The organism is Streptomyces sp. NPDC043861, assembly GCF_056435905.1.
Genome location: NZ_JBWKDP010000002.1, coordinates 315,213 through 340,662, shown reverse-complemented (window position 1 = coordinate 340,662; position 25,450 = coordinate 315,213). Strand labels below are relative to the sequence as shown.

The window sequence follows — 25,450 nt, the reverse complement described above, 5'->3', positions numbered from 1 at the left end:
CCCCTGCGCCCGCCGCGCGGAACGCCGCGTCCAGTCTCCGCGGAGCCCTTGTGACCGACACCGATGTCGCACCCGCTGTGCCCGCCGGCCTCACGAAGCCGACGAACGGAACGAGACGCCGAGCGTGGGTCGTCACTGCGCTGCTCGTCGTCTTCATGATGATCAATTTCGCCGACAAGTCCGTGCTCGGTCTGGCCGCAGACCAGATACGCCAGGACCTCGGCCTTTCCGCATCGGCCTTCGGCCTCGCCAACAGCGCCTTCTTCCTGCTGTTCTCGATCTGCGGCGCGGCGGTGGGGCTGCTCGCCGACCGCATACGGCCCAAGTGGCTGCTGCTGGCGATGGCCGTTCTGTGGTCCCTCTCCCAGGCTCCGCTGGCCGTGGGCGGAGGGTTCGCGGTGCTCATCACCTCACGTGTTCTCCTCGGCGCCGCCGAGGGGCCCGCCTTCCCCGTCGCCCAGCAGGCCACCCTGTCCTGGTTCCCCAACCACCGACGGAATCTGCCGGGGGCGCTGATCGTGCTGGGCGTCACCCTGGGAGTCCTGGTCGCCGCACCCGTACTGACGTGGGTGATCCACCACCACGGCTGGCGCCCGGCCGTCGCCGTGGTGGCGCTCGCCGGTGTGGTGTGGGCCCTGCTGTGGATCCCCTTCGGCGGAGAGGGACCGTACGCTGCCGCGTCGGACAAGCGTTCCCCGGCCTCGGGCGGCTCCGGCGACGGGACGGGGACGGACGAGGGGGAGGGGGCCGGAACCGGGACGGGCCCGGCCCGGCTCAGGATGCCGTACCGCCGGATCCTCGCGACCCGTACCTGGATCGGTGCGACGACCGCCTACTTCGGCACCTACTGGGTCATCGCCTTCGCCCTGGTCTGGCTCCCTTCCTACCTCCGTGACGGGCTGGGCCACTCCTCGGCCGCGTCCACCCGGTTGCTGATGCTGTTCTGGGGACTGAGCGGCCTCGTCGTGCTCGGACAGGCCGGCCTGACCGGATGGCTGCTGCGCCGCGGCATCGCGAGCCGGTGGGCCCGCGGCAGGGTCGGGGGAGTCCTTCTGCTCACCGGGGCCGCGGCATGCCTCGCCCTGCCGTCGGCCCCGCCCGGTGCCGCGCCCGTCGTACTTCTGGTCGCCGGATTCGCGCTCGCCGGAGCGATGGGCAGCGTCGCCGTCACCACTGTCGCCGAACTGGTCCCGGCCGATCGCCGGGGCGGCGCCCTGGGCATCATGAACGCCGTGGTGACCGTCGCCGGTCTGATCGCCCCGACACTGATCGGGCGCCTCGTGGACACCCATGGGGCGGGGGGCTACCAGTACGCCGTCCTGATCACCGGTGGCGTGCTCCTGCTGAGCGGAACCGCCGCCGTCACGCTGATCGACCCGGACCGCGACGCGCGCCTGCTGTCCGAGTGACGACGCATCCTCGTCCGGTCTCCTCCGGGCCGGGGCCGGACTCCCACAGTGCCGGGAAGCGGCCCCGCCCGCCCGACTCCCGACCTTCCCCAGGGAATTGACGTGAACACGAGCACCCTCGACACCTCCTTCCTCGACCGCACCGTGACCGCCGTACGCGGCAGCGCCGAGTCCTGGTCCGCCACCCCGCTCACCGAACGCATCGCCCTCCTGGAGAGGCTGCTGCCGCGCGTGGTCTCCCGTGCCTCCGAGCTGGCCTCCGCAGGTGCCCGCGCGAAGGGGTACGCGCCCGACTCGCCGTGGGCCGCGGAGGACTGGATCGGCGGGCCGTGGGCCCTGGCGCAGAACGCCGCGGCGTATCTGCACGTGCTGCGGCGGATCGCCGCGGGCAAGGATCCCGTCGACGCCAGGGCCGTCCACGAGGAGGACGGCCGCACGCGGGTCGACGTCTTCCCCGCCACCGGCTGGGACGCCCTTCTGCTGGGCGGCTTCTCGGCCCAGGTGTGGATGCGCCCCGGCACCAACGCGGAGCAGGCACGCAGCCGTGCGGCGGGCGAGTACCGGGACAGGCCCGGCCGCCCGGCAGTGGCTCTCGTGCTCGGCGCCGGCAACGTCGCCGCCATCACCGCGCTCGACATCCTGCACAAGCTCTTCGCCGAGGGCCAGGTCGTCATCGCCAAGATGAACCCGGTCAACGACTATCTGCGCCCCCACTTCGAGTACGTCTTCGCCGAGTTCGTCAAACGCGGCTGGGTGCGTTTCGTCGACGGCGGCGCGGCCGAAGGCGGTTACCTCGCCGGGCACAAGAGCGTGGACGCCATTCACGTCACCGGCAGCGACCGCACCCACGACGCCATTGTCTGGGGCACCGGCGAGGAAGCCGAGCAGCGCCGTCACGACGACCGGCCGCTGCTGGACAAGCCCTTCAGCAGTGAACTGGGCGGCGTCAGTCCCTGCATCGTGGTGCCGGGGCCGTGGAGCGGCGCCGACTTCCGCTTCCAGGCCGAACACATCGTCACCAGCAAGATGAACAACTCCGGGCACAACTGCATCGCCAGCCAGATCCTGGTTCTGCCGCGCGACTGGGACGGCACCGAGCGGCTCCTGGCAGAGATCCGGCGGGTACTGCGCGCGCTGCCTGCGCGCACCGACTACTACCCGGGCGCCGACGATCGCCTCGCCTCCGTCCTCGCCGCCCACCCGCAGGCGGAGACTCACGGCGACGGCCGCCGGCTCCTCGTCCCCGACATCACCGATAACGACGACGTCCTCATCACCGAGGAGGTCTTCGGCAGCGCGCTGGGCGTCGTACGCCTGCCCGGACGCACTCCGGCCGAATTCCTGCACCACGCCGTCGACTTCGCCAACGACACTCTTCCGGGGACGCTCGGCGCCACGCTCATCGTCCACCCGAGGACCGAGAAGGCCCACCGGGACGCGGTGCGCAGCGCGATCGCCGACCTGCGCTACGGCACCCTGGGCGTCAACTGCTGGTCGGCGGTCGGCTTCCTGCTCGGCTTCACACCGTGGGGCGCCCACCCCGGGCACACGCGCCAGGACATCGGCAGCGGCATCGGCTTCGTGCACAACGCCTTCATGCTCGAGGACATCGAGAAGACCGTGCTGCGCGCCCCGTTCACGCCCGCTCCGCGCGGTCTGGTCACGGGCGACCCGTCACTGTCCCCCCGCCCGCCGTACTTCGTCACCAACCGCACCGCACTGACCACGGTGGAGCGCGTCACCCGCTTCACGGCCGCACCGAGCGTGAGGAAGCTGCCGGCCATCTTTCTCTCCGCGCTGCGGGGCTGACGCCCTCGAGCCTGGTGCAGGCATCGGTTCGGCGCAGCGCACCAGGATGCTTCGCCGGCGCACTGCCCTTGCCGTGACGTGCCGTTCCACGGACGGACTCCACCGGCCGATTCCGCTCCTCCGCCGCTTCCACCGACACATCCCACGGAGACCTCACATGCTCAATCTCGCCGCCATCCTGGAGAACAGCGCCCGTACGGTGCCCGACCGCACGGCAGTCGTGCTGGGCATCCAGCGGCTGACCTACGCCGAGCTGGACGCGGCGGCCCGCCGCGTGGCCAACCTGCTCCGCTCACGCGGCATCGTGCCGGGCGACAAGGTCGCGCTGTCCTGCCCGAACGTGACCTGGTTCCCGATCGTCTACTACGGCATCCTCAAGGCCGGCGCGGTCGTCGTCCCGCTCAATGTGCTGCTCAAGGGCCGGGAGATCGCGTACCACCTGGCCGACTCCGAGGCCAGGGCCTACTTCTGCTTCGAAGGCAGCGCCGAGCTCCCGCTGGGGCAGGAGGGCTGGGCGGGCTTCGGCGAGACGCCGGGCTGCGAGCACTTCTTCCTGATGCCCGCCGCCCCCACCGAGGACTCCCCGGTCACGGGCGCCGAGACCCTGACGGCGGCGCTGGCCGGGCAGAGCGCGGACTTCGAGACGGTGGCCACCGAGTCCGGTGACACGGCGGTCATCCTGTACACCTCAGGCACCACCGGCCGGCCCAAGGGCGCCGAGCTCACCCACTCCAACGTGATGCTCAACGTGCTGACCTGCCACAAGCTGTTCGGCGAGATCGAGCACGACGTGCATCTGATCACCCTGCCGCTGTTCCATTCCTTCGGCCAGGTCGTCCAGATGAACGCCGGCCTCGCCTCAGGGGCGACGCTGGTGCTGCTGCCGCGCTTCGACGCACGGTCGGCCCTGGCCCTGATGCAGCGCCATGCCGTCACCTTCTTCGCGGGCGTCCCCACGATGTACTGGGCCCTGCTCGAAGAAGAAGCGCCCGACGTGGACCTGCCTCAGATCGCCAGGAATCTGCGGATGGCCGGCTCGGGGGGCTCGGCGCTCCCGGTCGAGATCCACCGCCGGTTCGCCGAGCGGTTCGGCGTCACCATTCTCGAGGGGTACGGCCTCTCCGAGACCAGCCCGGTGGCCACGTTCTCGCCGCGCGGCGAGAAGGTGCGGCCGGGCTCCATCGGGCGTCCGGTCTGGGGCGTGGAAGTGGACCTGGTCGGCAAGGACTGGACCCCGGTCCAGGGTGCCGACGCGATCGGCGAGATCGTCATCCGCGGGCACAACGTGATGAAGGGCTACTTCAACCGGCCCGAGGCGACCGCCGAGGTGATGCGCGACGGCTGGTTCCGCACCGGAGACCTGGCCCGTCGGGACGCCGACGGGTGGCTCCACATCGTCGACCGAGCCAAGGACATGATCATCCGCGGCGGCTTCAACGTGTACCCGCGGGAGATCGAGGAAGTGCTCCTCACCCATCCCGCCGTGAGCATGGCGGCCGTCATCGGCATGCCGCACGAGCGCCACGGTGAGGAGATCAAGGCCTGCGTGGTCCTCGCCCCGGGAGCAACGCTCTCCGAGGCGGAGCTGATCGCCTGGTGCAAGGAGGAGATGGCGGGCTACAAGTACCCTCGCCTGGTGGAGTTCTTCGCCGTACTGCCCACCAACGCCACCGGCAAGATCCTCAAGCGCGAGCTCCGGGACGCGGGTACCGCGGATGCCGGCGCGACCGAGGGGACTGCCCGATGAGCACACTGCCCGACACCGTCGACTACGTGGTCGTCGGGGCCGGCTCGGCCGGAGCCGCCCTCGCCGGCAGGCTGACCGGGAAGAGCACGGCATCGGTCGCCCTTCTGGAGGCGGGCGGCCCGGACAAGAAGGCGGCCGTCCACATCCCCGCCGCCTTCTCCCAGCTCTTCAGGACCGAACTCGACTGGGACTACACGACGGTCCCGCAGACCGAACTCGCCGGCCGCTCCGTCTACTGGCCCAGGGGCCGGATGCTCGGCGGCTGCTCCTCGATCAACGCCATGATGTGGGTGCGCGGGTTCGCCGCGGATTATGACGAGTGGGGCGAACTCTGCGGCCCCGACTGGTCGTGGAAGGGCCTGCTGCCCTACTTCCGCCGCCTGGAGAGGATCACCGGGGCCACCGACCCGGACCATGGACGCGCGGGCCCCATGCACATCGAGCCGCAGCGCAACCCGAACCCGCACACGGCCGCCTTCCTCGACGCCGTCAAGGAGCTCGGCCATGCCGTGGAGCCTGCCAACCCGGCCACACCCACGGGGTTCTCGCAGACCATGGTGAGCCAGCGACGCGGCGCGCGGTTCAGTACCGCGGACGGCTACCTGAAGCCCGCCCGCAGGCGGTCGAACCTGCACGTCATCACGAACGCGCAGGCCACCCGCGTGCTCTTCGAGGGGCACCGGGCCGTGGGCGTCGAGTACGTCACGGGCGGCGTCACGCGCACAGTGTCGGCACGCCGCGAGGTCGTCCTGTGCGGAGGCGCGGTCAACACCCCGCAACTGCTCATGCTCTCCGGCATAGGCGACGCCGCTCGCCTGCGCGACCTGGGGATCGACACCCTGGTGGACGCCCCCGAGGTCGGCGCCAATCTCACCGACCACCTCATCTCGGGACTCGCCGTCGATGTTCCGGACAGGTCACTGTTCGCCGCCGAGCGGCCCATCGAGCTCCTGAACTACCTCGTCCGCCGGCAAGGAATGCTCACCTCGAACGTCGGCGAGGCCTACGGATTCGTCCGCAGCCGGCCCGAACTCGAACTCCCCGACCTCGAAATCATCTTCGCCCCGGTGCCCTTCATCGGTGAGGGCCTCGTCAAACCGCCCGGACACGGAGTGACCGTGGGCGCCATCCTGCTCCGTCCCCGGAGCACCGGATCGATCACCCTTGCGTCACCGGACCCGCTCGACCAACCGGTCATCGACCCCCGCTATCTCACGGACACGGACGGGGCCGACCGTGCCGCCCTGCTGGCCGGGCTCGATGTCTGCGAGCAGATCGTCGACCGGCTCACCGCCCGCGGGCTGTCCTCGGGTCGCTTCCTCATGCCGCCCGGGGCCGAGGTCCTGTCCCGTGACCGGCGTGACGCTCTCACGCTGGCCGATCACGCCCATACCCTCTACCACCCCGTGGGAACGGCACGAATGGGCCGCGACGATGCCTCCGTCGTGGACCCACAGCTTCGCGTTCGAGGGGTGCAGGGTCTGCGCGTCGCGGACGCGTCGGTCATGCCGACGATCATCCGCGGCCACACCAATGCCCCCGCCGTCGTCATCGGAGAAAGGGCCGCGGATCTGGTCGGAACGAACTGAAGGCGCCGGACAAGTGGCTTCGTCCGGACGAGTGGCTTTGTTTGGACAAGCGGCTTCGACCGGGCGGCCGGCGAGCCCGGTCGGTCAACGAGGCCGGTCGGTCAACGAGGCCGGTCGGTCAACGAGGCCGGTCGGTCAACGAGGCCGGTCGGTCAACGAGGCCGGTCGGTCAACGAGTACGCCGTGGCGCGGTGGATGGCTTCGCGGCCGGCCGACGAGACGCGCCAGTGGTCCCGGCAGGGCGTTTCGCCACTCGCTCAGACCCGCGCACCCGGAACATGGCGCGGCTCGGCGATCAGTCCGTAGATGACGAGCACGGACAGGGCCATGGTGATCACCGACCACAGCGGGAAGGTGGAAAGGAAGATCAATTGGCCCACCATGCAGGCGGCTGCCAGCACGATGCCGACGAGCCGCGCGGCCCTCGACCCGGCGAACACGCCCACGCCGGCCAGGAACTGGGCGATGCCGACGATGATCCACACCCAGCCCCAGGCGGCGTAGTTGAAGATGAGCAGCCGGTTGCCATGATTGGCGGTCGTCTCGTGGTACCCGTGGTCCAGCAGGGCGACAAAGCCGTTGATGATGTCGAACAAGCCGCTCAGGAGCAGAAGCGTCCCGGCGAACGCCACCCAGTGCGACCACTCGAGCGGCGGCGCTGCGCGCTTGTCCGAACCGGCTGATTCTGGCTGCATGAACCCACCAAACCTGGCTGCCGGAGGCGGCGCAAAAGGTGATGAGCTGCTCAGGTGAGGTGCGGACGCCGGTGCGATGCACCTCATCCTCATGGCGCTCCGGCACAGTTGAAGGGATGCACGCCGCTGTGCCGTCCCCTCCGGCGGTGCCGGAACCACAGGCCGGTGGGGGAGCGCTGTGGGCCCTCGCTGTCTTCACGCCCAGTCGAGTCGCGCCCTGTGCGCCCAGTAGTGCTCGGCGGGCTCGGTCCGCGCGGCGAGCCGGTCGAGTTCTTCCGGCTCGAGGTGCAGGTCCGCCGCCATGAGGTTGCTGGTGAGTTGTTCGACGGTGGCCGCACCCGAGAGCACCACGTCCGTCCATGGTCGTGAGGCGACCGGGGCCAGCGCCATGGCGTCGCACGGGACTCCCGCCGCTCCTGCTGTCTCGCGCAGCACGGCCGTTTCCGGGCCCGTGGCGTGGCGATCGGCCAGACGACCGTTGGCCAGCGCTTCCTTGACGATCACCATGCGTCCCGCGGCGTGCGCCTCGGCGAGCGCCGGACCGGCCGACGGCTCCATCAGGTTGTAGGTGGCTTGCACGCTGCCGAAGAGCGGTTCGCCGCCCACGGTGATCGCCAGCGCCGCACGGATGGCATCCGCCTGCCTCGGTCCGCTGGTCGACAGCCCGATCGTCACGCCCTCGGCGGCGAGCGAGGCCAGTCGCTCGTGCAGGGCGGGGTCGGTCAGGGCGGGGCTGTCCGGGGTGACCGAGTGGATCTGATAGAGGTCCAGCCGGTCACCCAGCAGCGCGCGCGTCTCGGCGAGCTGACGGTCGTACGTGGCGGCGCTGTGGTCCTTGACCTCGTGCACCTCGGCGTCCGTGCGCCAGCCGGCGACGTACGTGTAGCCCCACTTGCTGCCGACCACCACATCCTGAGCCTCGGGGCGCGCATCCAGCCAGTCGGCGAGGAACTCCTCGGCCCGGCCGTAGGAGCGGGCCGCGTCGACGTACCGCACGCCCTGGGAGTAGGCGGCGTCGAGCAGTCGGTGGGTGCGGGCCGCCAGCACGTCGACAGAGCGGTCGTCGGGCAGGTCCTCGTTGCGTCCCAGATTGATGTAGCCGGGACGCCCTACGGCGGCCAGGCCGAGGCCGAAGCGCGCGATCGGCGAGGCTGCGGCGGTGAGGCGCTCAAGGGGCATGGGAATGTCCTCCGATGGGCCGGTCCCCCGGGACCGGCCCGCAGTCGATGTCGAGAAACGGTCCGGCGCTGATCCTGATGCCTCGGGCTGGGAGTGCAAAGGCGATTCGCGCTGCGGACAAGTGTGTTCGTACTGGTCGGACCAGCCCTGGTCGCTGCTGGTGACGGTATTCGGTGGGAGTGATGCCGTATGCGCCACGGAAGGAGCGGCTGAAGACGGCGGCGCTGGTGAAGCCCCAGCGGGCGGCGATCGCCTGGATCGGGTGACTGAGCAGTTCGGGGCGGGCGAGGTCGGCACGGCTCCGCTCGAGCCGCCGGCGGCGGATGGACGTCGCGACGCCCTCCTGCTGTTCCTCGAACAGCGCGTACAGGGTGCGCAGGGAGACAGTGTGACGGGGCCCCGGGGCGGTGCAAGGCTCCGCCGCGCACCGAAGTGTCGGCCCGAGGCGCCGGCCTGCGGCGGGCCGTCCGCGAGGTGCCGAGCGGCGCCTGCGTGGTCATCATGGGAAGGGTCCGGCCGGCAGAAGTGCCGGGCAGGAAGGGGAACGCGATGGAGCCGTTCCCGGCGATGCCACTCGCCGAGTGGCGGGACACCAAAGAGACGCTGCACCGGTTCGCACAGATCGTCGGCAAGATCCGTCTCGCATCGAGCGCCCGGCGCAACCATTGGTGGAACGCTCCGTTCCATCTCACCGGGCGCGGTATCACGACACGTCCCATGCGGCAGCCCGACGGTGGTCCTCTCTTCACGATCGACTTCGACTTCGTCGGCCATCAGCTGCTCGTCACCACGCTCGACGGCAGGGCGGAGTCGTTCCCGCTGGTGGGCCAGTCCGTCGCGTCCTTCCACCGGAGCACCCTCGCCGCGCTCGAGGCGCTCGGCGTTGCGGTGAGCATCAGTGTCCCCAGGCCCTTCGACCTGCCCGACAGCGCTCGGCCGTTCGCAGAGGACACCGAGCACGCGGCCTACGATCCCGAACGGGCCAATCGGTACTGGCGGGTGCTCAGCCAAGTGGCCTCGGTGCTCGAGGAGTTCGCTGCCGGGTTCTCGGGCAAGGTCAGTCCGGTGCACCACTTCTGGCACACCTTCGACATCGCCCACACCCGGTTCTCCGACAACCGGACCGACCCGTCCCGGCAGGTCGATCCGGTGACCCGGGAGGCGTACTCCCGGGAGGTCGTGTCCTTCGGCTTCTGGTTCGGCGACGCCAACTTCCCCTCGCCCGCCTTCTACTCCTACACCGCTCCGGAACCCGCGGGCGTGGCGGACGAGCCGCTCAGGCCCTCGCCGGCGAGCTGGGTCGCGCGCAACGACAGCCACTTGGCCGTGCTGGGATACGACGACGCCCGGGCCGAGCCCGATCCCCGCACCGCAGTACTGGCCTTCTACGAAAGCGCGTACCAGGCAGGTGCCTCACTCGCCGGCTGGGACATCGCCGGACTCGCATGCCCGGGCGGGATCACGGACCCGCACCTGCCGTTCGGACAGGTCTGACCCGTGGACAGGTCTGACCCGTGCTCCGGCCGTGCTCCGCGTCGGACCCGTACTCCGGACCGGACACGTCCGAACCCCGTCCGTATGGTTGTTGCGCTCGCAGCAGACGGGGCCCCGCTGCTCGCCGGACCCCGTTCAGTGCAGCTGTGCCTGCCAGTCCGCCGGAACCTTGTCCCGCGGCCCGGGAGTCGGCTGGGAAGCCGGGTGCGAGGTGGGTCCGGGAAGTTCGGGTCCCTCGTAGTACTGGCCGGTCTCGATGTTCCAGAACCAGTTCTCCTCCGGCTCGAAGCTGGTCAGGAAGGGATGCCCCGCCTCGCGCGCATGCTGGGTGGCGTGCTGCGCGGGCGAGGAGTCGCAGCATCCGATGTGTCCGCAGGCGGCGCAGCGCCGCAGGTGCAGCCACCACCCCGGCCCGTCGCCCGCCGAGCACTCCACACACCCGGTTCCACTGGGAGCCGCGGTGGGATCGATGCCCGGGATCCGGTCCTGTGCCATGTGAGGTGCCTCCCTGCCGAGGCATTGGCGGGCAAGCTGCCTGGACGGGGCCGACGTGCTGCCCGGACGGTCCGACGGACATGCCGTCGGGGAGGTGGGGCGCACCCGGGCCCGCCGCCGCCGTCTTCCGCCGTCGCCCGGCCGTACTGGCCTTCCGTCGGCGCGCCTCCCGGCGCCGTGCCTTCTTGCATCGTACGCGCGGGGCACGTCGGCGGCAGGCCGGACGTATGCCCCGCGCGTAGGGCCCTCAGGTCTCCTCCTCCATCCGGATCGCCCGCTTGAGATCGGCATGTGCCTCCCCGGGTTCGCCCTCCTGTGTCTCGAGCATGGCGGCGGCGATGGCGTCGAGCTTCCGCTGGATCGCGCGCTCGCCACGCAGCTCGGAGTTCTTCAGCAGTGCGAGGAGCAGCAGGGTCACCGCGGTCATGCACTCCCCGGCGAACAGTTGCCATTTGATCGGCAGCCCGGCGGCATGGACGGTGATCACGGCGGCGATCAGTGCCAGGCAGAAGCCGAAGAAGGCCGGGGAGCTGGTGAATCTCGAGGCGGCCTCGGCCAGTTGCTCGAACCGCCCGCGCCTCTCGCCGCCGCGATCGGCGGGATGCTGAATAGTCATGTGATCCGGGTACCCCCGTGAGCCGTTCCGACCAGCGCCCGTACGTCCGTGTCGGTCGGTTCTTCCCCGAACGGGTGCGCCGTGCGTCCAGGTCCAGCCGCCCGCGCCCGTCGCTCGGCGGTCCGCCACCGGCTGCAGGACGCCTGACGCTTCTCCTGCCCGGGTGAACCCGCCCGGCGCCGTCGGCCGACGCTGCGTCAGGCCGTCTGCGTGGCCCGGACGCCGGCGTCACGTCGGCGTTCCGCCGCAGTGCCCCCCGGCGTCGTCCGAGGCGCGGCGTGCTGACCGGCGGGCTGGCGGGCGCGGCTGACGTGCCGGCGGCGGGCTGCTCGCCGGCCGGGCGAGCGCGGCTGACGTGCCGGTTCCGGCCGATAGGGCGTAAGGGTCCCTTCATGCTGCGCCCCTATACTGCGCCGTATGCTGCCGATAACCGTCCGATCTGCCTGCGGCCCGCGGCCCGCACCTGTGGCCGGCGTCGTATGACCGCGACCGGCACCCCGCCGAGCAGGAGCCGCATCCTCGCCGACCTCACCCCGTTGCGGGTCTCGCCCGACTACCGGCGGCTGTGGTTCGGGAACACCGTCTCCTGGGTCGGGCAGGGGATGACCACCCTGGCGATCTCGCTCCAGGTGTACGACATCACCCGCTCCACCTTCTCCGTGGGGCTCGTCGGGCTGTTCTCGCTCGTTCCCCTGATCGTCTTCGGGCTGTACGGCGGCGCGGTCGCCGACACCGTCGACCGGCGCAAGCTCGGGCTGTACAGCGCGAGCGGGTCGGCGGCGCTCTCGGTCGCGCTCGCCGCCGCCGCGTTCGCGGGGTTCCACCACGTCTGGTTCCTCTACGGGGTCGTCGCGCTCCAGGCCGTGTGCGCCGCGCTCAACTCCCCGGCCCGCACCTCGATGATCCCGCGTCTGCTGCCGCCCGGGCAGCTGCCCGCCGCCAATGCGCTGAGCTCGATGACGATGACGTCCGGGATGCTGCTCGGCCCGATGCTCGGTGGAGTGATCGTGGGGTACGGGGGCTATCAGACCGCGTACGTCATCGACGCGATGGCCTTCGGCGCCTCGCTGTACGCGATGTGGCGGCTGCCGGCCATGCTGCCCGACCGCAAGGGCGGCCATGCCGAGCGGGCATCGGTGCTCGACGGGCTGCGCTTCCTCGCCACCCGGCCGAACATCCGGATGACGTTCTTCTCGGATTTCTGCGCCATGATCCTGGCGCATCCGCGGGCGCTGTTCCCCGCCGTCGCCGTGCTCTGGTACGGCGGCGACGCCCGCACCACCGGGCTCCTCGTGGCAGCGCCCGCCGTCGGTGCGCTGCTCGGCGGGGTGTTCTCGGGCTGGCAGGGGCGGATCCGGAGGCACGGAGTGGCCATCCTGCTCGCCGTGGCGGCATGGGGAGCGGCGGTCGCCGTGTTCGGGCTGACGAGGAACCTCTGGCTGGGGCTGTTCTTCCTCGCCCTCGCCGGCTGCGCCGACACCGTGTCCATGGTGTTCCGGAACACCATGCTCCAGGCGGCCGCCCCGGACGAGATGCGCGGTCGCCTGCAGGGCGTGTTCATCGTGGTCGTCGCCGGCGGGCCGCGGCTCGGGGACTTCCTGGCCGGGTCCGTGGCAGATCTCACGTCCCCCGCGGTCGCCGTCACCGGTGGCGGGCTGGCCTGTGTCCTGGCGATCGGTCTGCTGGCCCTGCGTGGCCGGGGCTTCGTACGGTACGACGCCCGGGATCCGACGCCGTAGGCCTTCCCGCCGGGACCCGGGCCGACCTGCCGCCGCCGGCGGAGAACGGGCGACCCCGTGGGTACGGCCCCAGCGGGCCGTACCCACGGGGTCGCACCCGTGGCCGGAGAGGCCGGGTCAGAACCCGCGGAGCCTGAGCAGGGGCTCCTTGACGCCGTCGCCGTCCTCGGACGGCCACTTCCAGTCGCTGCCGCCGGCCTTCACCAGGGCCGCCTTGACCGCGGCGGGCGACGCACCGGGGTGGGTCGCCCGGTACAGGGCCGCGCCGCCCGCGACATGGGGTGATGCCATCGAGGTACCGGACAGGACGGAGTAGCCCCCGCCCGCGAAGGTCGAGCGGATGCACACGCCCGGGGCGATCAGGTCGACATCGGCGCCGTAGTTGGAGAAGTCGGCGAAGGTGTCGTCACGGTCGGTGCGGCACGTGGCGGCGCCGAGGCCGCCGCTCTTGCCGTCGAAGTCCGCCAGGGCGCTGACGGTGATCACCTCGTCGTAGGACGCGGGAGCGGTGTCCTTGGCGTCGGCGTGGTCGTTGGCGGCCGCGACGACATAGGTGACGCCCGCGGCGACGGAGGAGCAGATCGCCTGGTGCATGGCGTCGTTGTCGGTCTTGCCGCAGTTGCCGTCGTCGCCGCCCTCGCCGCCCAGGCTCATGTTGACGACATCGATCTCGTCGGCGTGCTCGGTGACGTAGTCGATGCCGCAGACGACGTCGGACGTGGAGCCGGTCCCGAACGGGCTCAGCACCTGAACCGGCCAGATCCGGGCGCCGGGCGCGGTGCCGACGACTCCGGTGGCGTTGTCCAGGGCGGCGACGGTGCCCGCGACATGCGTTCCGTGACCGTGCAGGTCCATGACGGGCAGCTGGGGCAGCCAGCAGTTCTTGGCACCCGCCTTGTACACGTTCAGGTCCGGGTGGCTCGCGTCGACCCCGGTGTCGATCACCGCGACATCGGCGGCGACCCGCTTGTCCACACCGTCGATGGCCGCCGTCGGACTGAGGTCGGCCTCCGCACGGTCGACACCGGTCGGGACCGACTGGGCGGTGATCCGCACCTTCCGGTCCCGTTGCACCGACTCGACGCGCGGGTCCTCGGCGAGCGCGGCCGCCGCGCTCGCGCTCATGGACGCCGCGTAGCCCTGGAGTGCGTGGCGATAGACATGCCGTACCACGGCACCCATGGAGGACGCCCGTTCGACAGCCGCGTCCACAGCCAGATCGGCGTCTCCGAATGCGGCGGCGTCTTTGAGGGTCACGATGTACCGACCGGTGACCTGGTCGGACTGCGCGGGTGCCTCGGCCGCGGATGGAGTCTGTGAAGCTGCCGCCAGGGCAAGTGCCAGGAGGGCGACGCCGAAGATCTTGGGCATCCCGGACCTTTCTCGAGGGCTTGAGGGAGGGCGGATCGGCCTGAGATTCCCGGATTCGCTCCGAAACGTCCGATGCGCTTTTCGCGCCCAAGAGCTAGCAGGTCGCGGCTGCGGGCCCGCCCGCGACATCCGGCGGTCACCGGATTCCCTGAGTCCATGTCAACCATGTGGGCGTGTCGGATTCCTGACGTGACGTTTCGCCTCGAGGCCGGTCACCGCGTCCGTGCCGCGGCCGATGTCCCGTGCGTCCACGGCCCGGAGTTGCAGCTCCTGGTGGAGAGCCGCCATGGTGCGATTCCGCCAACGCCCGGCCGGTTCGGGTGACTTGCGAACGCCCCACACTCTTCGCAACACCCGGAACCACCCCTTCACCGGGTGTACGGGGAGAGGCATCGATGACCGGCGCGCCCGCGAGAAGAAGAGCCCGGCTGCCGTCGGGGCTCTCCGGTCACAGCACTGGGCCCGGACAGGCCCAGTGCTGTGACCGGATGGGTTTGCCGGGAAGCTCGCGGCGTCCGGTGCATGGGGTTTCCCCGGCCCCTTGGGGCCGCGGGCATGGGGTCTCCCCCTGGCCCCTTGGGGCCGAGGGGACGTATCGCAAGGCCGGTGGGGGTGCTCCCCCTGGCTCCGCCGGGGGTGCCCCCACCGGCCGGAGGCTGGGGGAGATCGCCCTCGTACCGGATGTACTCGGGTGATTCGACAACGCAGCGAGGGGGCAGCTCCCGGCGAAGTCCGAGGGAGTGCCGTGCAGGGCGTCGCGAGCCGGTGAACCTATCCGGTCACAGCACTAGCAGGGATACGGATCGTCGTCCGGGCGGCCCGCGCCGGGCCGTGTGTCGAGTGACCACATATGTGTGCAGCCGGGGCACTGGAGATGTACGACGGCACCCTTGTTGGAGATCAGATACCGCCAGTGCTCACGGCAGTTGCGCCGCTCGGCGCAGACGGCACAGTCCCGTGCGTCGTCGCAGCGGGGGCAGGGGACCCAGGCGCGGCGGGATATGTCCGCCTGGGGGTCAATGGGAAGCCGCACGGCCCGGCTCCCCTCCGGGAAGGACACCGGCGGCCACGAGCTCGTCGTAGGTGCGCTGCTGCTCGGCGTCGAGGCCGGAGTAGAGGAGCGTGTACGCCTCGTCCTCGCCCTGCAGGGCGGCCATCGGATCCCAGTCCGGTCCCAGTGCGGCCACGACCTCGGCTCGTCGCCGGGCCTCCTCGAAGGTCAGGTCGATCGTGAAGGGTATGAGGTCGTGCGCGCTGTCCTGGTCCATGGCGAGACTTCCGGTGGTGCTGGCGGGGTCTGCCACGTCTACCAGAGGTCCGCCGTGCCAGGGAAGGGTGACCTAAGTGGAACTCCCGGGCGGGAAGCGCCCTGAATCCCACTACGTAATCATGTGCAATCGTATGAATACCGGACAAAGTGAGAGGGGTAATGGCGCGAATCGCCAAGATGTCGGACTTAGGTGATCAATGTTGCTGTGACGTACTTCATGGCTGCTTCGTCTCCGCTCGTGGCTCGCGCCGCCGGTCACTCCGGGCGGGACACGATGCCCCGGACGACTCCCAGCTCCGCGAGGTCCTGAGGGCGCAGCCGCAACTGGTCCGCAGTCGCGGCGGCGTCGGACGGAGGACGTTTGAGGATGGCTGCGGCGAGCTCCGGGGCGATGACGGAGAAGTAACTGTCGGGTGTGGCCCAGGTGTTGCCCGCGGCGGCCAGTGCGAGAGCCCCGCCCGACCCGCCCTCCCCGATGACGAGCGTCGTCACCGGGACGTCTGCCTCCGCCATCGCGGCGAACGCCTCCGCGATCGCTGCGCCCGCCCCGTCCCGTTCCGCCTCGGCGTCATTGGCGGCCCCGGGCGTGTCCACGAGCGTCAGAACGGGAATCCCCAGCCGGTCTGCGAGCCGTATCAGCCGTGCGGCGGTCCTGTACCCGGCGGGCCGGGTCGCCGTCCCCGTCTGGGCGGCGTAGGCCACCGCCCGCCCGGCCCTCAGCCCGAACCCGCACACGATGCCGGCGTCCGTCCCGCCGCAGCGGTCTCCGTGGACGTCCAGCCGCTCGTCGAAGTACGCGTCCAGATACGCTCCGGCCCTCGGCCTGTGCGCGGCCCGGGCACGCCGAACCGCTTCCCAGCCGGTGGGTGCAGCGCCCGCGCCGTCGAGCGCGCACGGCGGGGGCACGGCCTCCGTATCCCCACCGCCCGTCAGCAGGGCCAGCCACAGGCTCAGCGTGGACCGCAGCTCCTCGGGGCGCACGACTCCGTCGATCTGGCCCGCGGCCAGCTGGCCCTCGGCCGTGTACGCGGACGGATCGGCGTCGGGCGGGCGGACACGGGAGCCGGCGAAGCCGACCTGGGCGCCGGGGAGGGCGAGAATCACATCCGCTCCCGCACCGAGCGTGGCCCAGCCGCCGCCCGTCGTCGGGTCACGGACCACCGCGAGCTGCGCGAGTCCGGCCGCCCGGAGCTCGGCCGATGCCCGGGCGACCCGCTGGAGCTGGGTGAGGGCCACCATGCCCTCCTGCATCCGGCTGCCGCCCGTCGCGATGAGCGACACCAGCGGGAGACGCTGTTCGCGGGCACAGCCGTACGCCGCCACCAGCCGGTCGCCGGTCCGCTCGCCCAGTGAACCGCCCATGAAGCGGAACTCGAACGAGACGACCACGGCCCGGCGCCCGCCGATCTCCGCGGTGCCCCAGACGACCGACTCGTCCTCGCCACTCCTGGCCGCGGCCCGCGCCCGTGCGGCTCCGTATCCGGTCCAGCCGATCGGGCCGTCCGTCCCGGACGCCGGGACGGACTCCGACGACACGGACGATCCGGGCCCACCCGTCCTGCCGGCACCCGGAACCGGGGCCGTCGCCCGCCTCTCCTCGAAGGCATCGGCGATCAGGGCTATCGCGCCCCGCGCGGTCGGCCCGTCAGCCATGCGTCAGCGCCCGCTTCATGATCTTGCCCATGTCGTTGCGGGGCAGGGACTCCAGGAAGCGGACCGTACGGGGCCGCTTGTGCGGCGCGAGCTGTGCGGCCACATGGCGCGCCAGCTCCTCCTCGGACGGCGGCCGCGCCGGGTCCGCAGGCACCACCCAGGCGACGACCCGCTCGCCCAGGTCCGCGTCGGGCTCCCCGGTCACCGCTGCCTCGCGCACGTCCGGATGGTCCAGCAACGCGTTCTCGATCTCCCCGGCACCGATCTTGTAGCCGCCGCTCTTGATCAGATCCGTCGCCTTGCGGCCCACGATCCGTACCTGGCCGTCCGTGTCCCGCACCGCCATGTCGCCGGTGCGGAACCAGTCCCCGTCGAACGCCGCCGCCGTCGCGTCGGGCCGGTTCAGATACTCCGTGAAGAGATTCGGGCCACGCACCTGGATCTCGCCCACCGTCTCCCCGTCGTACGCCGTGATCTCGGAGCCGTCCTCCTCGACCAGCCGCAGTTCCACGTCCCGCAGCGGCAGGCCCACCGATCCGGGACGCGGCTCGCCGTCCGGACGCACACTCGTGATCATGAGTGTCTCGGTCATGCCGTACCGCTCGACGACCCGCCGCCCGGTGCCCGCCACGATCCGCTCATGGTCGTGCAGCGGCAGCGCCGCCGAGCCCGACACCAGCAGCCGGGCGCCCGCCAGTGCCTTCGCCAACTCCGTGTCGCCCTCCGCCGCTTCGGCCAGCCGGTGGTACATCGTCGGCACCCCGAACAGCATGGTCCCGCCCGCCCCGAGCTCCCGTGCCACGCCCTCCGCGGAGAACTTCACGAGGTGCCGCACGGAACCGCCCCGTCGCAGCGGACCGAGGATCCCCAGGATCAGCCCGTGCACATGGAACAACGGCAGGGCCTGCACGAGTACGTCCTCCCCGGTCCACGCCCAGGCCTCCTCCAGCGCGTCCAGCGTCGCCGCGACGGCCCGACGGGGCAGGACGGCGCCCTTCGGGGGGCCGGTCGTCCCCGAGGTGTAGACGATCAGGGCGGGGGCAAACGGTCCCGGCTCGGCCGGAAGCGGCCCGTCCGGACGTCCGGACACCGGGATGTCGATACGCTCCAACCCGCCCAGCACCGACGGCAGTTCTTCCCCCGGGCCCGCGAGCACCAGCGACGGCGCACTGTCCCCGACGATATGTGCGAGCTCCCGCTCGCCGGTCCGCGGGTTCAGCGGCACCGCGGGAACGCCGGCGAGCAGCGCGGCCACCACCCCGACCGCGGTCTCCAGGGTGGGCGTGGCCCACACCGCGACCCGTTCCGAGCCCGCGATCCGTCCCGCCAGCGTCCCGGCCGCCCCGGCCAGTTCGCCGTACGTCAGTGCACGGTCACCGAACCGCAGGGCCGGACGGTCCGGCCGCCCCGCCGCCAGAGCCGGGAAGAGAGCACTCACGAGTCGTCCTCCTGAAGTCGCGTCCGCACGGGGCCGTTCCTCGCGCCCGAGGCCCTCTCCATTCTCCCCGCACGTCCCCTACCCGTGCGTAGCAAACGCGCAGGGAGCCGCGCCTCCGGCACCGGCCTGCCCGGGGAGTCCGTCTCGGCACCGCCTCGGGACGGGTGCGGGGACGCCCCTCGCGAGGGCCGCCTGGACGCTCGCTACGGTGATGGCCGGCACGAGCAACGGAACGAACGCACTCCGCAGGAGCGTGCGGGACTGCACGTTCATGTGGAAGGCCCCCCGGGGCTTATGCGGCGAAATCCGCCGCAGCGTACATCAGCCAAGATCGTGCAGCTCGGAGGGTCCTTCGCCCGGAGGACTCAGGGCAGTGGCAGTGCCACTCTCACCGCGTACAGGGCCACCAGCCCATGGCCCAGCCGGAACGTCCAGGCCCGTGTCCTCGCCCCGATCCGTGCGCCGGTGAAGCCGCTTGCCGCGACGAGCAGCTGCTGCCACACGAGCGAGGCGACGAACACTCCCGCCACGAACACGGCCCCGGCCGTGGCACCGCCGAGGGTGGATCCCTGGGCGGTGGTGAGCGCCGCGAAGTAGAGGGCGGTGGTGGGGTTGACGAGAGTCAGCGCGGCGAACCGGGTGAAGGTCCGCAGTGCTCCGCCCCGCGCATCCGCAGCACCGACCGTGGAGCCCTCGACCGGCGCACGGGACGCCCAGAGGCCCCGTGCCGCGATCACCATGAGAACGGCCGCCGAGACCAGCCGCACCCATGCCTCGACCCCCGAGAGCGCGGAAGCGACCAGGGGCCCGAGGGCCGTTGCCACTGCCGCGTACGCGAGGTCGACGACCGCGACCGCGGCCGCGGCGGACACCGCGCTGCGGCGGTCCCGCATCCCCTCCTGGATCAGCAGAACTCCCACCGCTCCCAGGGGCATCGCCACACCGAGGCCGGCGGCGGCGCCGGCGACCGCGGTTGTCCACATTTCGCTCATGGGGCACACGATCGTGTGGCGGATGTGGACTGCGCGGCCGAATTCCGGACCGTGCTGCGACAATCGCGGTATGGACCGCCTTGACAGTGAAATTCTCGGCGTGCTGCAGGAGGATGCGCGGATTTCCTACCGCGATCTGGGTGCGCGAGTCGGGCTGAGCGCGAACGCGGCGGCCGACCGGGTGCGGAGGATGCGGCGCGAGGGGGTGATCCGAGGATTCACCACCCTCGTCGACCCGGCAGCGGCCGGGAGTCGCGAAGGGCTCGTCGTCTTCATCGACATCACCCTGCGCCTGGACACGACGAACGAGGAGTTCGAGGACGTCGTGCTCCGCCTCCCGGGCATCACGGAGGTCGTCCATGTCACGGGCGCCCATGACTACCTGGTCCGCGCCCGCGCCGCGGACCCCGCGGCGCTCGACACGCTGCTGCGCCGCCTCAAGCGGGAGGCGGGCGTCGCGCAGTCGAGCACGCGCATCGCGCTGCGGGCGGCACGCTGAGGGCTGTGACCGGAAAGCCGTCGCGCCGGAGTGCGGCCACCCCGGACACCCTGCGCACCCGGACACCCCCGACACCGCACCCGGCACCGCACTGCGGTGCCCGTCGGAGGATCAGGCGGTCAAGGGGTCGAGGATCATCCCCCGTACACGCCCCTCCAGCATCGCCCCGAGCCCCAGCACCGCGCAGACATCGGGGCGTTCCGCGATGTGCACCGGCATCCCGGTCGCGTCGCGCAGCATCTGGTCCAGGCCGGGAAGCAGTGCGCTGCCACCGACCATCATGATCCCGCGGTCCGCGAGGTCGGCCACCAGATCGGGCGGGCACGCGCGCAGGATCATGCCGATGCCGTCGAGCACCGCGGTGAGCGGGGTGTGGATGGCATCGCGTACCGCGGCGGTGTCGACCTTCACCGAACGGGCGAGCCCGGTGGCCACGTCACGGCCGTGGATCTCGGTGGACGCGGGCCCCTGGACGGTGAGTCCGTTCTCGCTGAGGGCCAGCTGGAGCGGGCGTACGGACTGGCTGGGCAGCATCAGTGCGTGCTGGTGGCGCAGATGCTGGATCACTGCGTGGTCGATCGCGTCCCCGCCGACGGGGATCCGTACCGCCGTGACGATCGAGCCCAGGGAGAGGACGGCGACCTGGGTGGTGGCCGCTCCGCACGCCATGATCATGGTGGCGGTGGGCTGCTCCACCGGGAGCCCGCAGCCGACGGCCGCGGCGATCAGCGTGTCCACGAGCTCCACGCGTCGGGCGCCGAGCCCGACCAGTGTCTCCACGGTGGCCCGCTGGGCGAGCGGATCCGCCTCGTGAGGGGTGCACGCGGCGGCGCGCAGCCGCGGCTTGCGACGCAGCTGCCTCCGGAGCTTCTCGCCGAGGAGCTGGCGCAGCATGCGCTGAGCCATGTCGATGTCGATGACAGTGCCGCCGGACACGGGGCGCATGACCCGGATGTAGTCGGGTGTGCGGCCCGTCATCTTCTGCGCGAATTCGCCGACCGCGATGAGTGCTCCATTGCGCGTGTTCACGGCGGCCACGCTGGGTTCGTCGACCACGAGTCCGGCGCCCCTGACGAAGACGCGGGTCCTCGCGGCGCCCAGATCGACGGCGATGTGGCACCGGCGCAGCTGCTCAAGACTGACGGTCACGGCAGATCCTCCCGGGAGCGGTTCCTTTTGGCATCGTGCGACCGCCCGGGTCGGGGCGCGCGCTGAGCTGAGCCGGTCGGGGGGGTGGGGAACGCGTGTGGCGAGGACCCACAACTGACGTCACATCAGTCGTTGCAGCAGCCCCCAGGTGAACTCCGCGACGCACGGCCGGCCCCCGGGCAGGGTGAACGCCAGACGCCAACGGGTCGGGGCCGTGCCCTCCATCGGCCGTACCGGGGCGAAGGCCGTGGCCACCTCGTCGACCGTGCAGGACCAGGGCCGCAGATCCTCCTCCGTGCGCAGCTCGGGCCCTGTCGCCCCCGGAGCCCGGACCAGCCATTCGTTCCATACCGCCCCGCCCGGCGCCGCGAGCACCTCGAACCTCAGGTCCGGCCAGAGCGGCACGGGCCACAGCAGTGCGTCGCACTCCAGGTCGCCGATGCGGCGGTGGGCCGTCGACCCGGGCTCACCGAGAACCGAGCGGTACCGGGCGAGGGTGCCCCGGCCGCGCGGCGAGCGGACCATTGCCTGCCAGCGGCGATTCGCCTCTCTCATGTCGGCGATCGACGCCCCCAGCCGGTGGCGGGCGTCCTCGACGAGGTCCGGCTGGTGGTCCGCCATCCGGCGGAGCAGGACGAGCTGGAAATCGAGCGGCCCGAAGCTGTTCATGCCCCCATCCTGCCGCCGCCCAGGCCGACGCCGGAGCCGCCGGGGGCGGGCCGGACACCGGGGCGGGGTTCGGGGGCCGGGGTCCCGTTCTCGGACTTCCGTCAGCGGGCGCCCTGCCGCGGAATCGTTGATTCCACACAGGATCCTCACAGTCGGGGCTACCTCTGTTGTCCCATGGCTGCGTACGCTGCGGGCGCCATGGACTACTGCTACCAGTGCCGTCGGCACCTCAATGGGGCTCTGGCGTGCGCCGGATGCGGTATCCCCGCGGAGGAGCTCAGGCATCACAGCCCAGCCGCACCGTCGGACGACGTCGTCGTCGAGCTCGCCGGTGCGTACGACGAGGAGCGGCCGCCGGCCGGACACCGCCGCGCACCCGCCCCGAATCGTCGTGCCCGCAAGCCTTCCGGCGTCCGCAGGCGCCGCAGGCGCGGCCGCAAGGTGGTGCTGGGCGCGGTCGGACTGGCGCTGGCTGCGGGTGCGCTGAGCCTCGCGGAGCTGGCGCGGGAGGCGGTCTGGGACAACAGCGACGGGGCCTCCGTCGAGGTCCGTGAGGAGGAGTCGCTGGCGGTCGACGACCTACCCGAGCCGACCGTCAGTGAGGAGCCGGCCCGCAGCCCCAGCGCGGTGAGCGAACCGGCCAGGACGTCGTCCGCCCCTGCCGGAACGGCCACTGCCGGCGCCGCACGCACCAGCGCGCGGGCCACGGTGGCCGCGCCCCCGTCGCAGCCCTCGCCGTCCCGCTCGTTCGTCGCCGCGCCCAAGCCGAGCAGAGACGATTCTGCTCCGAGTCCGCGCGACCCTGCGGGGGATCCTTCGCCGTCGTCCTCGGCATCGCCGCCGCTGCCCGTGGCTCCCGAGCCGTCTCCCACCCCCACGCCGAGCGAGACGTGCACGTGGTTCCTCTGGTGGTGCACCTAGTGCGGTGACCGGGAAGAGGTGCTCCGCCCCGGCGCCCTGCACGGCCCCCGTCGCGCCGTCGGAGTCGCCCGAGTGCGCCTCCCGGGGCGGCACGGCCGGTCGTCCCTGAGCGGACGGCCTACGCGCCCGGCTGTCCTGGTTCCCCCAGCATTCGCCTGAGCAGGTCCCGCAGCACGGTGCGTTCCTCCGTCGAGAGCTCCGCCAGCGGCTCTCGCGCGAAGTGCAGGGATTCCCGCAGCTGCCGTGCCGTCTCATGGCCCTCCGCCGTGGCCGCGGCTATCTTCACGCGGCGGTCGGCCGGATCGTGCCGGCGCTCCACGAGTCCGCGCGCCTCCAGCCGGTCGATGATGCCCGTCACGTTGGACGGCTCGCACTTCAGCTTCTGTGCGATCCGGCGCATGGCCGTGGGCTCCATGGAGAGCAGACCCAGCACCCGGGCCTGGGCGCCGGTGAGGCTGTGCCGCGTCGCGGCCTCCTCGTACTCGTCGTGGTATCGGGCCACGACGGTGCCGATGAGATCGACGACCTCGAGGGTCAGCGGGTCTGTGCGTGGAGTGGCCATGCCTCTCATCATACCCAGATACTTGACAACATGAAATATTCAGTCGCATGGTTGTTTCAGTACCTGAAGCTTTTCTAGGAGGAATCGCAGCCATGTCCGCACTTCCCGCGTCCGGCCGTGAATGGCATCTCGTCGCCCGCCCCCACGGCTGGCCCAAGCCCGAGGACGTCGCCCTCCGCGAGGTTCCGGTGGCGCAGCCGGGCGAGGGCCGGATCCTGGTCCGCAACCTGCACTTCTCGGTCGACCCGTACATGCGCGGCCGGATGAACGACGTGAAGTCGTACGTCCCGCCGTTCCAGCTCGACAAGCCCATGGACGGCGGTGCGGTCGGCGAGGTCGTCGCGTCCAACGCGGAGGGCTTCGCCGTCGGCGACCACGTCCTGCACGGCCTCGGCTGGCGCGAGTACGCGGACGTGCCCGCCAAGCACGCCACCAAGGTCGACCCCACTGTCGCCCCGCTCTCCGCCTATCTGGGTGTGCTCGGAATGCCCGGCCTCACGGCGTACGCAGGCCTCTTCGAGGTCGCCTCCTTCAAGGAGGGCGACGCGGTGTTCGTCTCCGGTGCGGCAGGCGCCGTCGGCAGCCAGGTGGGCCAGATGGCGAAGCTGAAGGGCGCCTCACGGGTCATCGGCTCCGCGGGCTCCGACGAGAAGGTGAAACTCCTCGTCGAGGAGTACGGCTTCGACGCCGCGTTCAACTACAAGAACGGCCCCGTGGCGGAGCAGCTCAAGGCAGCCGCCCCCGACGGCATCGACGTCTACTTCGACAATGTCGGCGGCGAGCACCTCGAGGCCGCGCTCTCCTCGTTCAACCTGCACGGCCGCGCCACGATCTGCGGCATGATCGCCCAGTACAACGCGACCGAGCCCACCCCGGCCCCGCGCAACCTCGCGCTGGTCATCGGCAAGCGGCTGCGGTTGCAGGGCATGCTCGTCGGCGACCACGCGGCGATCCAGCCGCAGTTCGTCCAGGAAGTCGGCGGCTGGCTGCGCTCCGGTGAACTCAAGTACAACGAGACCGTGGTCGAGGGCATCGAGAACGGCTTCGACGCCTTCCTGGGACTGCTCCGTGGCGAGAACACCGGAAAGATGATCGTTTCGCTCGACCGATAGGCTCACCCGCAGCCGTCGCGGTCGTGGGCGCGAGCTGCGGCGAACCACAGAGGGAACCCTTCATGTCCATCCAGCAGTCCGACGTCCTGTACACCGCGATCGCCACTGCGGAGAACGGTCGCGACGGCCGCGTCGCCACCGACGACGGGAAGCTCGACGTCGTCGTCAACCCGCCCGAGGAGCTGGGCGGCTCGGGTGCCGGTACGAACCCGGAGCAGCTCTTCGCCGCTGGGTACAGCGCCTGCTTCCAGGGGGCGCTCGGTGTGGTCGCCCGCCAGGAGAACGCCGACGTCTCCGGCTCGACGGTCACCGCCGAGGTCGGCATCGGCAGGAACGACGAGGGCTTCGGCCTCATCGTCAGGATCTCCGCGGTCATTCCGAACGTGGACGCCGCCACGGCCGGGGAACTGCTCGAGAAGGCCCACCAGGTGTGCCCGTACTCCAAGGCCACCCGGGGCAACATCACGGTCGAGCTCGCCGTCTGAGCCGTCCGGACCCGTGGTGCCGTTCGTGCCGGCAGTCGTCCGGACCGACGGCAGCCGTCCCGACCGGGCCAACAGGTGACCGAGGGCCGCACCCCGACCGGGGTGCGGCCCTCCCGCACGGGCGGGCTGTCCGCCAGGTCCTGTCCGGGCGATCTTCTCGGGCCCGCGACGACAGCTACGGCACTCCACCGGCCACCGCCGGGTGGGGGGCACCCCCGGCGGAGCCAGGGGGAGTACCCCCACGCTGCGTTGTCGGAGTCGCCCGAGTACGCCCAGTACGAGGGCGATCTCCCCCACCGCCTTGTGATGCTTCCCCTCGGCCCTGGTGGCCCTGGCGGAGACCCCATGCATCCGACGCCGCGGGCCGATCATCGAGGACCGCCCGGACAGGACGACCTGGGGCCTCTCGTTCGGATCTTGCCGGGCTCGCGTCCCGGCACGCAGGCTCGCAGCGTTGTCGGCGGGGGAAGGAGCCCACGCTCCGCGTGGGCTCCTTCCCCCGCCTTGCGATCGCACGCACCGGAACCCGCTCACCGATCCAGCCCGATCCAGACGAA

General features: G+C 71.4%; 23 protein-coding genes and 1 pseudogene. 10 read left to right on the top strand and 14 right to left on the bottom strand.

The annotated features are described in order from the left end of the window. The first annotated feature begins 50 nt into the window (after positions 1–50). The 4 genes from AC068D_RS06075 to AC068D_RS06060 all read left to right on the top strand — a co-directional run bounded on the left by AC068D_RS06075 (position 51) and on the right by AC068D_RS06060 (position 6,554). Complete coding sequence (locus tag AC068D_RS06075; protein ID WP_478821747.1) at positions 51–1,409, top strand: MFS transporter; 1,359 nt, start codon at positions 51–53, stop codon at positions 1,407–1,409. 102 nt (positions 1,410–1,511) lie between these two features. Next, positions 1,512–3,218, top strand: coding sequence for an aldehyde dehydrogenase family protein (locus AC068D_RS06070; RefSeq protein WP_478821746.1), 1,707 nt, complete (start codon positions 1,512–1,514; stop codon positions 3,216–3,218). Between the two features lie 157 nt (positions 3,219–3,375). After that, positions 3,376–4,965 carry a long-chain-fatty-acid--CoA ligase gene (locus tag AC068D_RS06065; RefSeq protein ID WP_478821745.1) on the top strand — a complete coding sequence of 530 codons (1,590 nt, stop codon included), beginning with the start codon at positions 3,376–3,378 and terminating at the stop codon, positions 4,963–4,965. Next, positions 4,962–6,554, top strand: coding sequence for a GMC family oxidoreductase (locus AC068D_RS06060; protein ID WP_478821744.1), 1,593 nt, complete (start codon positions 4,962–4,964; stop codon positions 6,552–6,554). The genes AC068D_RS06065 and AC068D_RS06060 overlap by 4 nt, the downstream gene beginning before the upstream one ends. A gap of 257 nt (positions 6,555–6,811) precedes the next feature. On the opposite strand, the gene AC068D_RS06055 is transcribed toward AC068D_RS06060, so the two are convergent. The 3 genes and pseudogenes from AC068D_RS06055 to AC068D_RS06045 form a co-directional block, all read right to left on the bottom strand. Beyond that, on the bottom strand, positions 6,812–7,249 hold the full coding sequence (locus tag AC068D_RS06055) for a DUF7144 family membrane protein (RefSeq protein ID WP_478821743.1): 438 nt from the start codon (positions 7,247–7,249) through the stop codon (positions 6,812–6,814). Between the two features lie 195 nt (positions 7,250–7,444). Then, positions 7,445–8,428 (bottom strand): aldo/keto reductase, encoded by a 984-nt coding sequence (locus AC068D_RS06050; protein WP_478821742.1) that lies wholly within the window; start codon positions 8,426–8,428, stop codon positions 7,445–7,447. Between the two features lie 163 nt (positions 8,429–8,591). Beyond that, positions 8,592–8,822 (bottom strand): annotated as a pseudogene (locus tag AC068D_RS06045) (helix-turn-helix domain-containing protein); the annotation flags it as partial. Between the two features lie 155 nt (positions 8,823–8,977). On the opposite strand from AC068D_RS06045, the gene AC068D_RS06040 reads away from it, so the two are divergent. Beyond that, positions 8,978–9,922: a DUF5996 family protein gene (locus tag AC068D_RS06040; protein ID WP_478821741.1), complete on the top strand. Its 945-nt coding sequence runs from the start codon at positions 8,978–8,980 to the stop codon at positions 9,920–9,922. Between the two features lie 135 nt (positions 9,923–10,057). On the opposite strand, the gene AC068D_RS06035 is transcribed toward AC068D_RS06040, so the two are convergent. After that, the gene (locus AC068D_RS06035; protein ID WP_478821740.1) at positions 10,058–10,417 is read right to left on the bottom strand and encodes a UBP-type zinc finger domain-containing protein; all 360 of its coding nucleotides are present in this window, start codon (positions 10,415–10,417) and stop codon (positions 10,058–10,060) included. A gap of 247 nt (positions 10,418–10,664) precedes the next feature. Continuing rightward, complete coding sequence (locus tag AC068D_RS06030; protein WP_478821739.1) at positions 10,665–11,033, bottom strand: low affinity iron permease family protein; 369 nt, start codon at positions 11,031–11,033, stop codon at positions 10,665–10,667. Positions 11,034–11,512: 479 nt separating this feature from the next. Between AC068D_RS06030 and AC068D_RS06025 the strand changes: the two genes are divergently transcribed. Beyond that, a complete protein-coding gene (locus AC068D_RS06025; RefSeq protein ID WP_478821738.1) occupies positions 11,513–12,772 on the top strand; it encodes an MFS transporter in 1,260 nt (419 codons plus the stop codon). Positions 12,773–12,889: 117 nt separating this feature from the next. Here the strand turns inward: AC068D_RS06025 and AC068D_RS06020 are convergent, their stop codons facing one another. The 6 genes from AC068D_RS06020 to AC068D_RS05995 form a co-directional block, all read right to left on the bottom strand. Further along, positions 12,890–14,143, bottom strand: a complete 1,254-nt coding sequence (locus AC068D_RS06020) for a S8 family serine peptidase (RefSeq protein WP_478821737.1) — start codon at positions 14,141–14,143, stop codon at positions 12,890–12,892. Positions 14,144–14,930: 787 nt separating this feature from the next. Beyond that, a complete protein-coding gene (locus tag AC068D_RS06015) occupies positions 14,931–15,176 on the bottom strand; it encodes a hypothetical protein (protein WP_478821736.1) in 246 nt (81 codons plus the stop codon). Continuing rightward, entirely contained in the window at positions 15,160–15,411 is a 252-nt protein-coding gene (locus AC068D_RS06010) for a DUF6400 family protein (RefSeq protein ID WP_478822025.1), read from the bottom strand. The genes AC068D_RS06015 and AC068D_RS06010 overlap by 17 nt, the downstream gene beginning before the upstream one ends. Positions 15,412–15,668: 257 nt before the next feature. Further along, the gene (locus AC068D_RS06005; protein ID WP_478821735.1) at positions 15,669–17,066 is read right to left on the bottom strand and encodes a carboxyl transferase domain-containing protein; all 1,398 of its coding nucleotides are present in this window, start codon (positions 17,064–17,066) and stop codon (positions 15,669–15,671) included. Then, a complete protein-coding gene (locus AC068D_RS06000) occupies positions 17,059–18,504 on the bottom strand; it encodes an acyl-CoA synthetase (protein ID WP_478821734.1) in 1,446 nt (481 codons plus the stop codon). The genes AC068D_RS06005 and AC068D_RS06000 overlap by 8 nt, the downstream gene beginning before the upstream one ends. Positions 18,505–18,869: 365 nt before the next feature. Further along, the gene (locus AC068D_RS05995) at positions 18,870–19,496 is read right to left on the bottom strand and encodes a LysE family transporter (RefSeq protein WP_478821733.1); all 627 of its coding nucleotides are present in this window, start codon (positions 19,494–19,496) and stop codon (positions 18,870–18,872) included. Positions 19,497–19,566: 70 nt separating this feature from the next. Between AC068D_RS05995 and AC068D_RS05990 the strand changes: the two genes are divergently transcribed. Then, positions 19,567–19,995, top strand: coding sequence for an Lrp/AsnC family transcriptional regulator (locus AC068D_RS05990; protein WP_478821732.1), 429 nt, complete (start codon positions 19,567–19,569; stop codon positions 19,993–19,995). Positions 19,996–20,106: 111 nt separating this feature from the next. Here AC068D_RS05990 and mreB read toward each other — a convergent pair whose 3' ends face one another. Beyond that, positions 20,107–21,144 carry a rod shape-determining protein MreB gene (gene mreB / locus AC068D_RS05985; RefSeq protein ID WP_478821731.1) on the bottom strand — a complete coding sequence of 346 codons (1,038 nt, stop codon included), beginning with the start codon at positions 21,142–21,144 and terminating at the stop codon, positions 20,107–20,109. Positions 21,145–21,264: 120 nt separating this feature from the next. Then, positions 21,265–21,813, bottom strand: coding sequence for a hypothetical protein (locus AC068D_RS05980; protein ID WP_478821730.1), 549 nt, complete (start codon positions 21,811–21,813; stop codon positions 21,265–21,267). Positions 21,814–21,987: 174 nt separating this feature from the next. On the opposite strand from AC068D_RS05980, the gene AC068D_RS05975 reads away from it, so the two are divergent. Further along, the gene (locus tag AC068D_RS05975) at positions 21,988–22,734 is read left to right on the top strand and encodes an SCO2400 family protein (protein WP_478821729.1); all 747 of its coding nucleotides are present in this window, start codon (positions 21,988–21,990) and stop codon (positions 22,732–22,734) included. Positions 22,735–22,852: 118 nt separating this feature from the next. Here AC068D_RS05975 and AC068D_RS05970 read toward each other — a convergent pair whose 3' ends face one another. Continuing rightward, entirely contained in the window at positions 22,853–23,296 is a 444-nt protein-coding gene (locus AC068D_RS05970; protein WP_478821728.1) for a MarR family winged helix-turn-helix transcriptional regulator, read from the bottom strand. Positions 23,297–23,388: 92 nt separating this feature from the next. On the opposite strand from AC068D_RS05970, the gene AC068D_RS05965 reads away from it, so the two are divergent. Both AC068D_RS05965 and AC068D_RS05960 read left to right on the top strand, forming a co-directional pair. Next, positions 23,389–24,408, top strand: a complete 1,020-nt coding sequence (locus tag AC068D_RS05965; RefSeq protein ID WP_478821727.1) for an NADP-dependent oxidoreductase — start codon at positions 23,389–23,391, stop codon at positions 24,406–24,408. A 62-nt stretch (positions 24,409–24,470) separates the two neighbouring features. Then, on the top strand, positions 24,471–24,893 hold the full coding sequence (locus tag AC068D_RS05960; protein ID WP_478821726.1) for an organic hydroperoxide resistance protein: 423 nt from the start codon (positions 24,471–24,473) through the stop codon (positions 24,891–24,893). The last annotated feature ends 557 nt before the right edge of the window (positions 24,894–25,450 follow it).

Coding starts and splice junctions, on each gene's coding strand:
- AC068D_RS06065 (WP_478821745.1), top strand. CDS start 3,376: ATGCTCAATCTCGCCGCCATCCTGGAGAACAGCGCCCGTACGGTGCCC.
- AC068D_RS06060 (WP_478821744.1), top strand. CDS start 4,962: ATGAGCACACTGCCCGACACCGTCGACTACGTGGTCGTCGGGGCCGGC.
- AC068D_RS06055 (WP_478821743.1), bottom strand. CDS start 7,249: ATGCAGCCAGAATCAGCCGGTTCGGACAAGCGCGCAGCGCCGCCGCTC.
- AC068D_RS06050 (WP_478821742.1), bottom strand. CDS start 8,428: ATGCCCCTTGAGCGCCTCACCGCCGCAGCCTCGCCGATCGCGCGCTTC.
- AC068D_RS06040 (WP_478821741.1), top strand. CDS start 8,978: ATGGAGCCGTTCCCGGCGATGCCACTCGCCGAGTGGCGGGACACCAAA.
- AC068D_RS06035 (WP_478821740.1), bottom strand. CDS start 10,417: ATGGCACAGGACCGGATCCCGGGCATCGATCCCACCGCGGCTCCCAGT.
- AC068D_RS06030 (WP_478821739.1), bottom strand. CDS start 11,033: ATGACTATTCAGCATCCCGCCGATCGCGGCGGCGAGAGGCGCGGGCGG.
- AC068D_RS06025 (WP_478821738.1), top strand. CDS start 11,513: ATGACCGCGACCGGCACCCCGCCGAGCAGGAGCCGCATCCTCGCCGAC.
- AC068D_RS06020 (WP_478821737.1), bottom strand. CDS start 14,143: ATGCCCAAGATCTTCGGCGTCGCCCTCCTGGCACTTGCCCTGGCGGCA.
- AC068D_RS06010 (WP_478822025.1), bottom strand. CDS start 15,411: ATGGACCAGGACAGCGCGCACGACCTCATACCCTTCACGATCGACCTG.
- AC068D_RS06005 (WP_478821735.1), bottom strand. CDS start 17,066: ATGGCTGACGGGCCGACCGCGCGGGGCGCGATAGCCCTGATCGCCGAT.
- AC068D_RS05995 (WP_478821733.1), bottom strand. CDS start 19,496: ATGAGCGAAATGTGGACAACCGCGGTCGCCGGCGCCGCCGCCGGCCTC.
- AC068D_RS05990 (WP_478821732.1), top strand. CDS start 19,567: ATGGACCGCCTTGACAGTGAAATTCTCGGCGTGCTGCAGGAGGATGCG.
- AC068D_RS05980 (WP_478821730.1), bottom strand. CDS start 21,813: ATGAACAGCTTCGGGCCGCTCGATTTCCAGCTCGTCCTGCTCCGCCGG.
- AC068D_RS05975 (WP_478821729.1), top strand. CDS start 21,988: ATGGCTGCGTACGCTGCGGGCGCCATGGACTACTGCTACCAGTGCCGT.
- AC068D_RS05970 (WP_478821728.1), bottom strand. CDS start 23,296: ATGGCCACTCCACGCACAGACCCGCTGACCCTCGAGGTCGTCGATCTC.
- AC068D_RS05965 (WP_478821727.1), top strand. CDS start 23,389: ATGTCCGCACTTCCCGCGTCCGGCCGTGAATGGCATCTCGTCGCCCGC.
- AC068D_RS05960 (WP_478821726.1), top strand. CDS start 24,471: ATGTCCATCCAGCAGTCCGACGTCCTGTACACCGCGATCGCCACTGCG.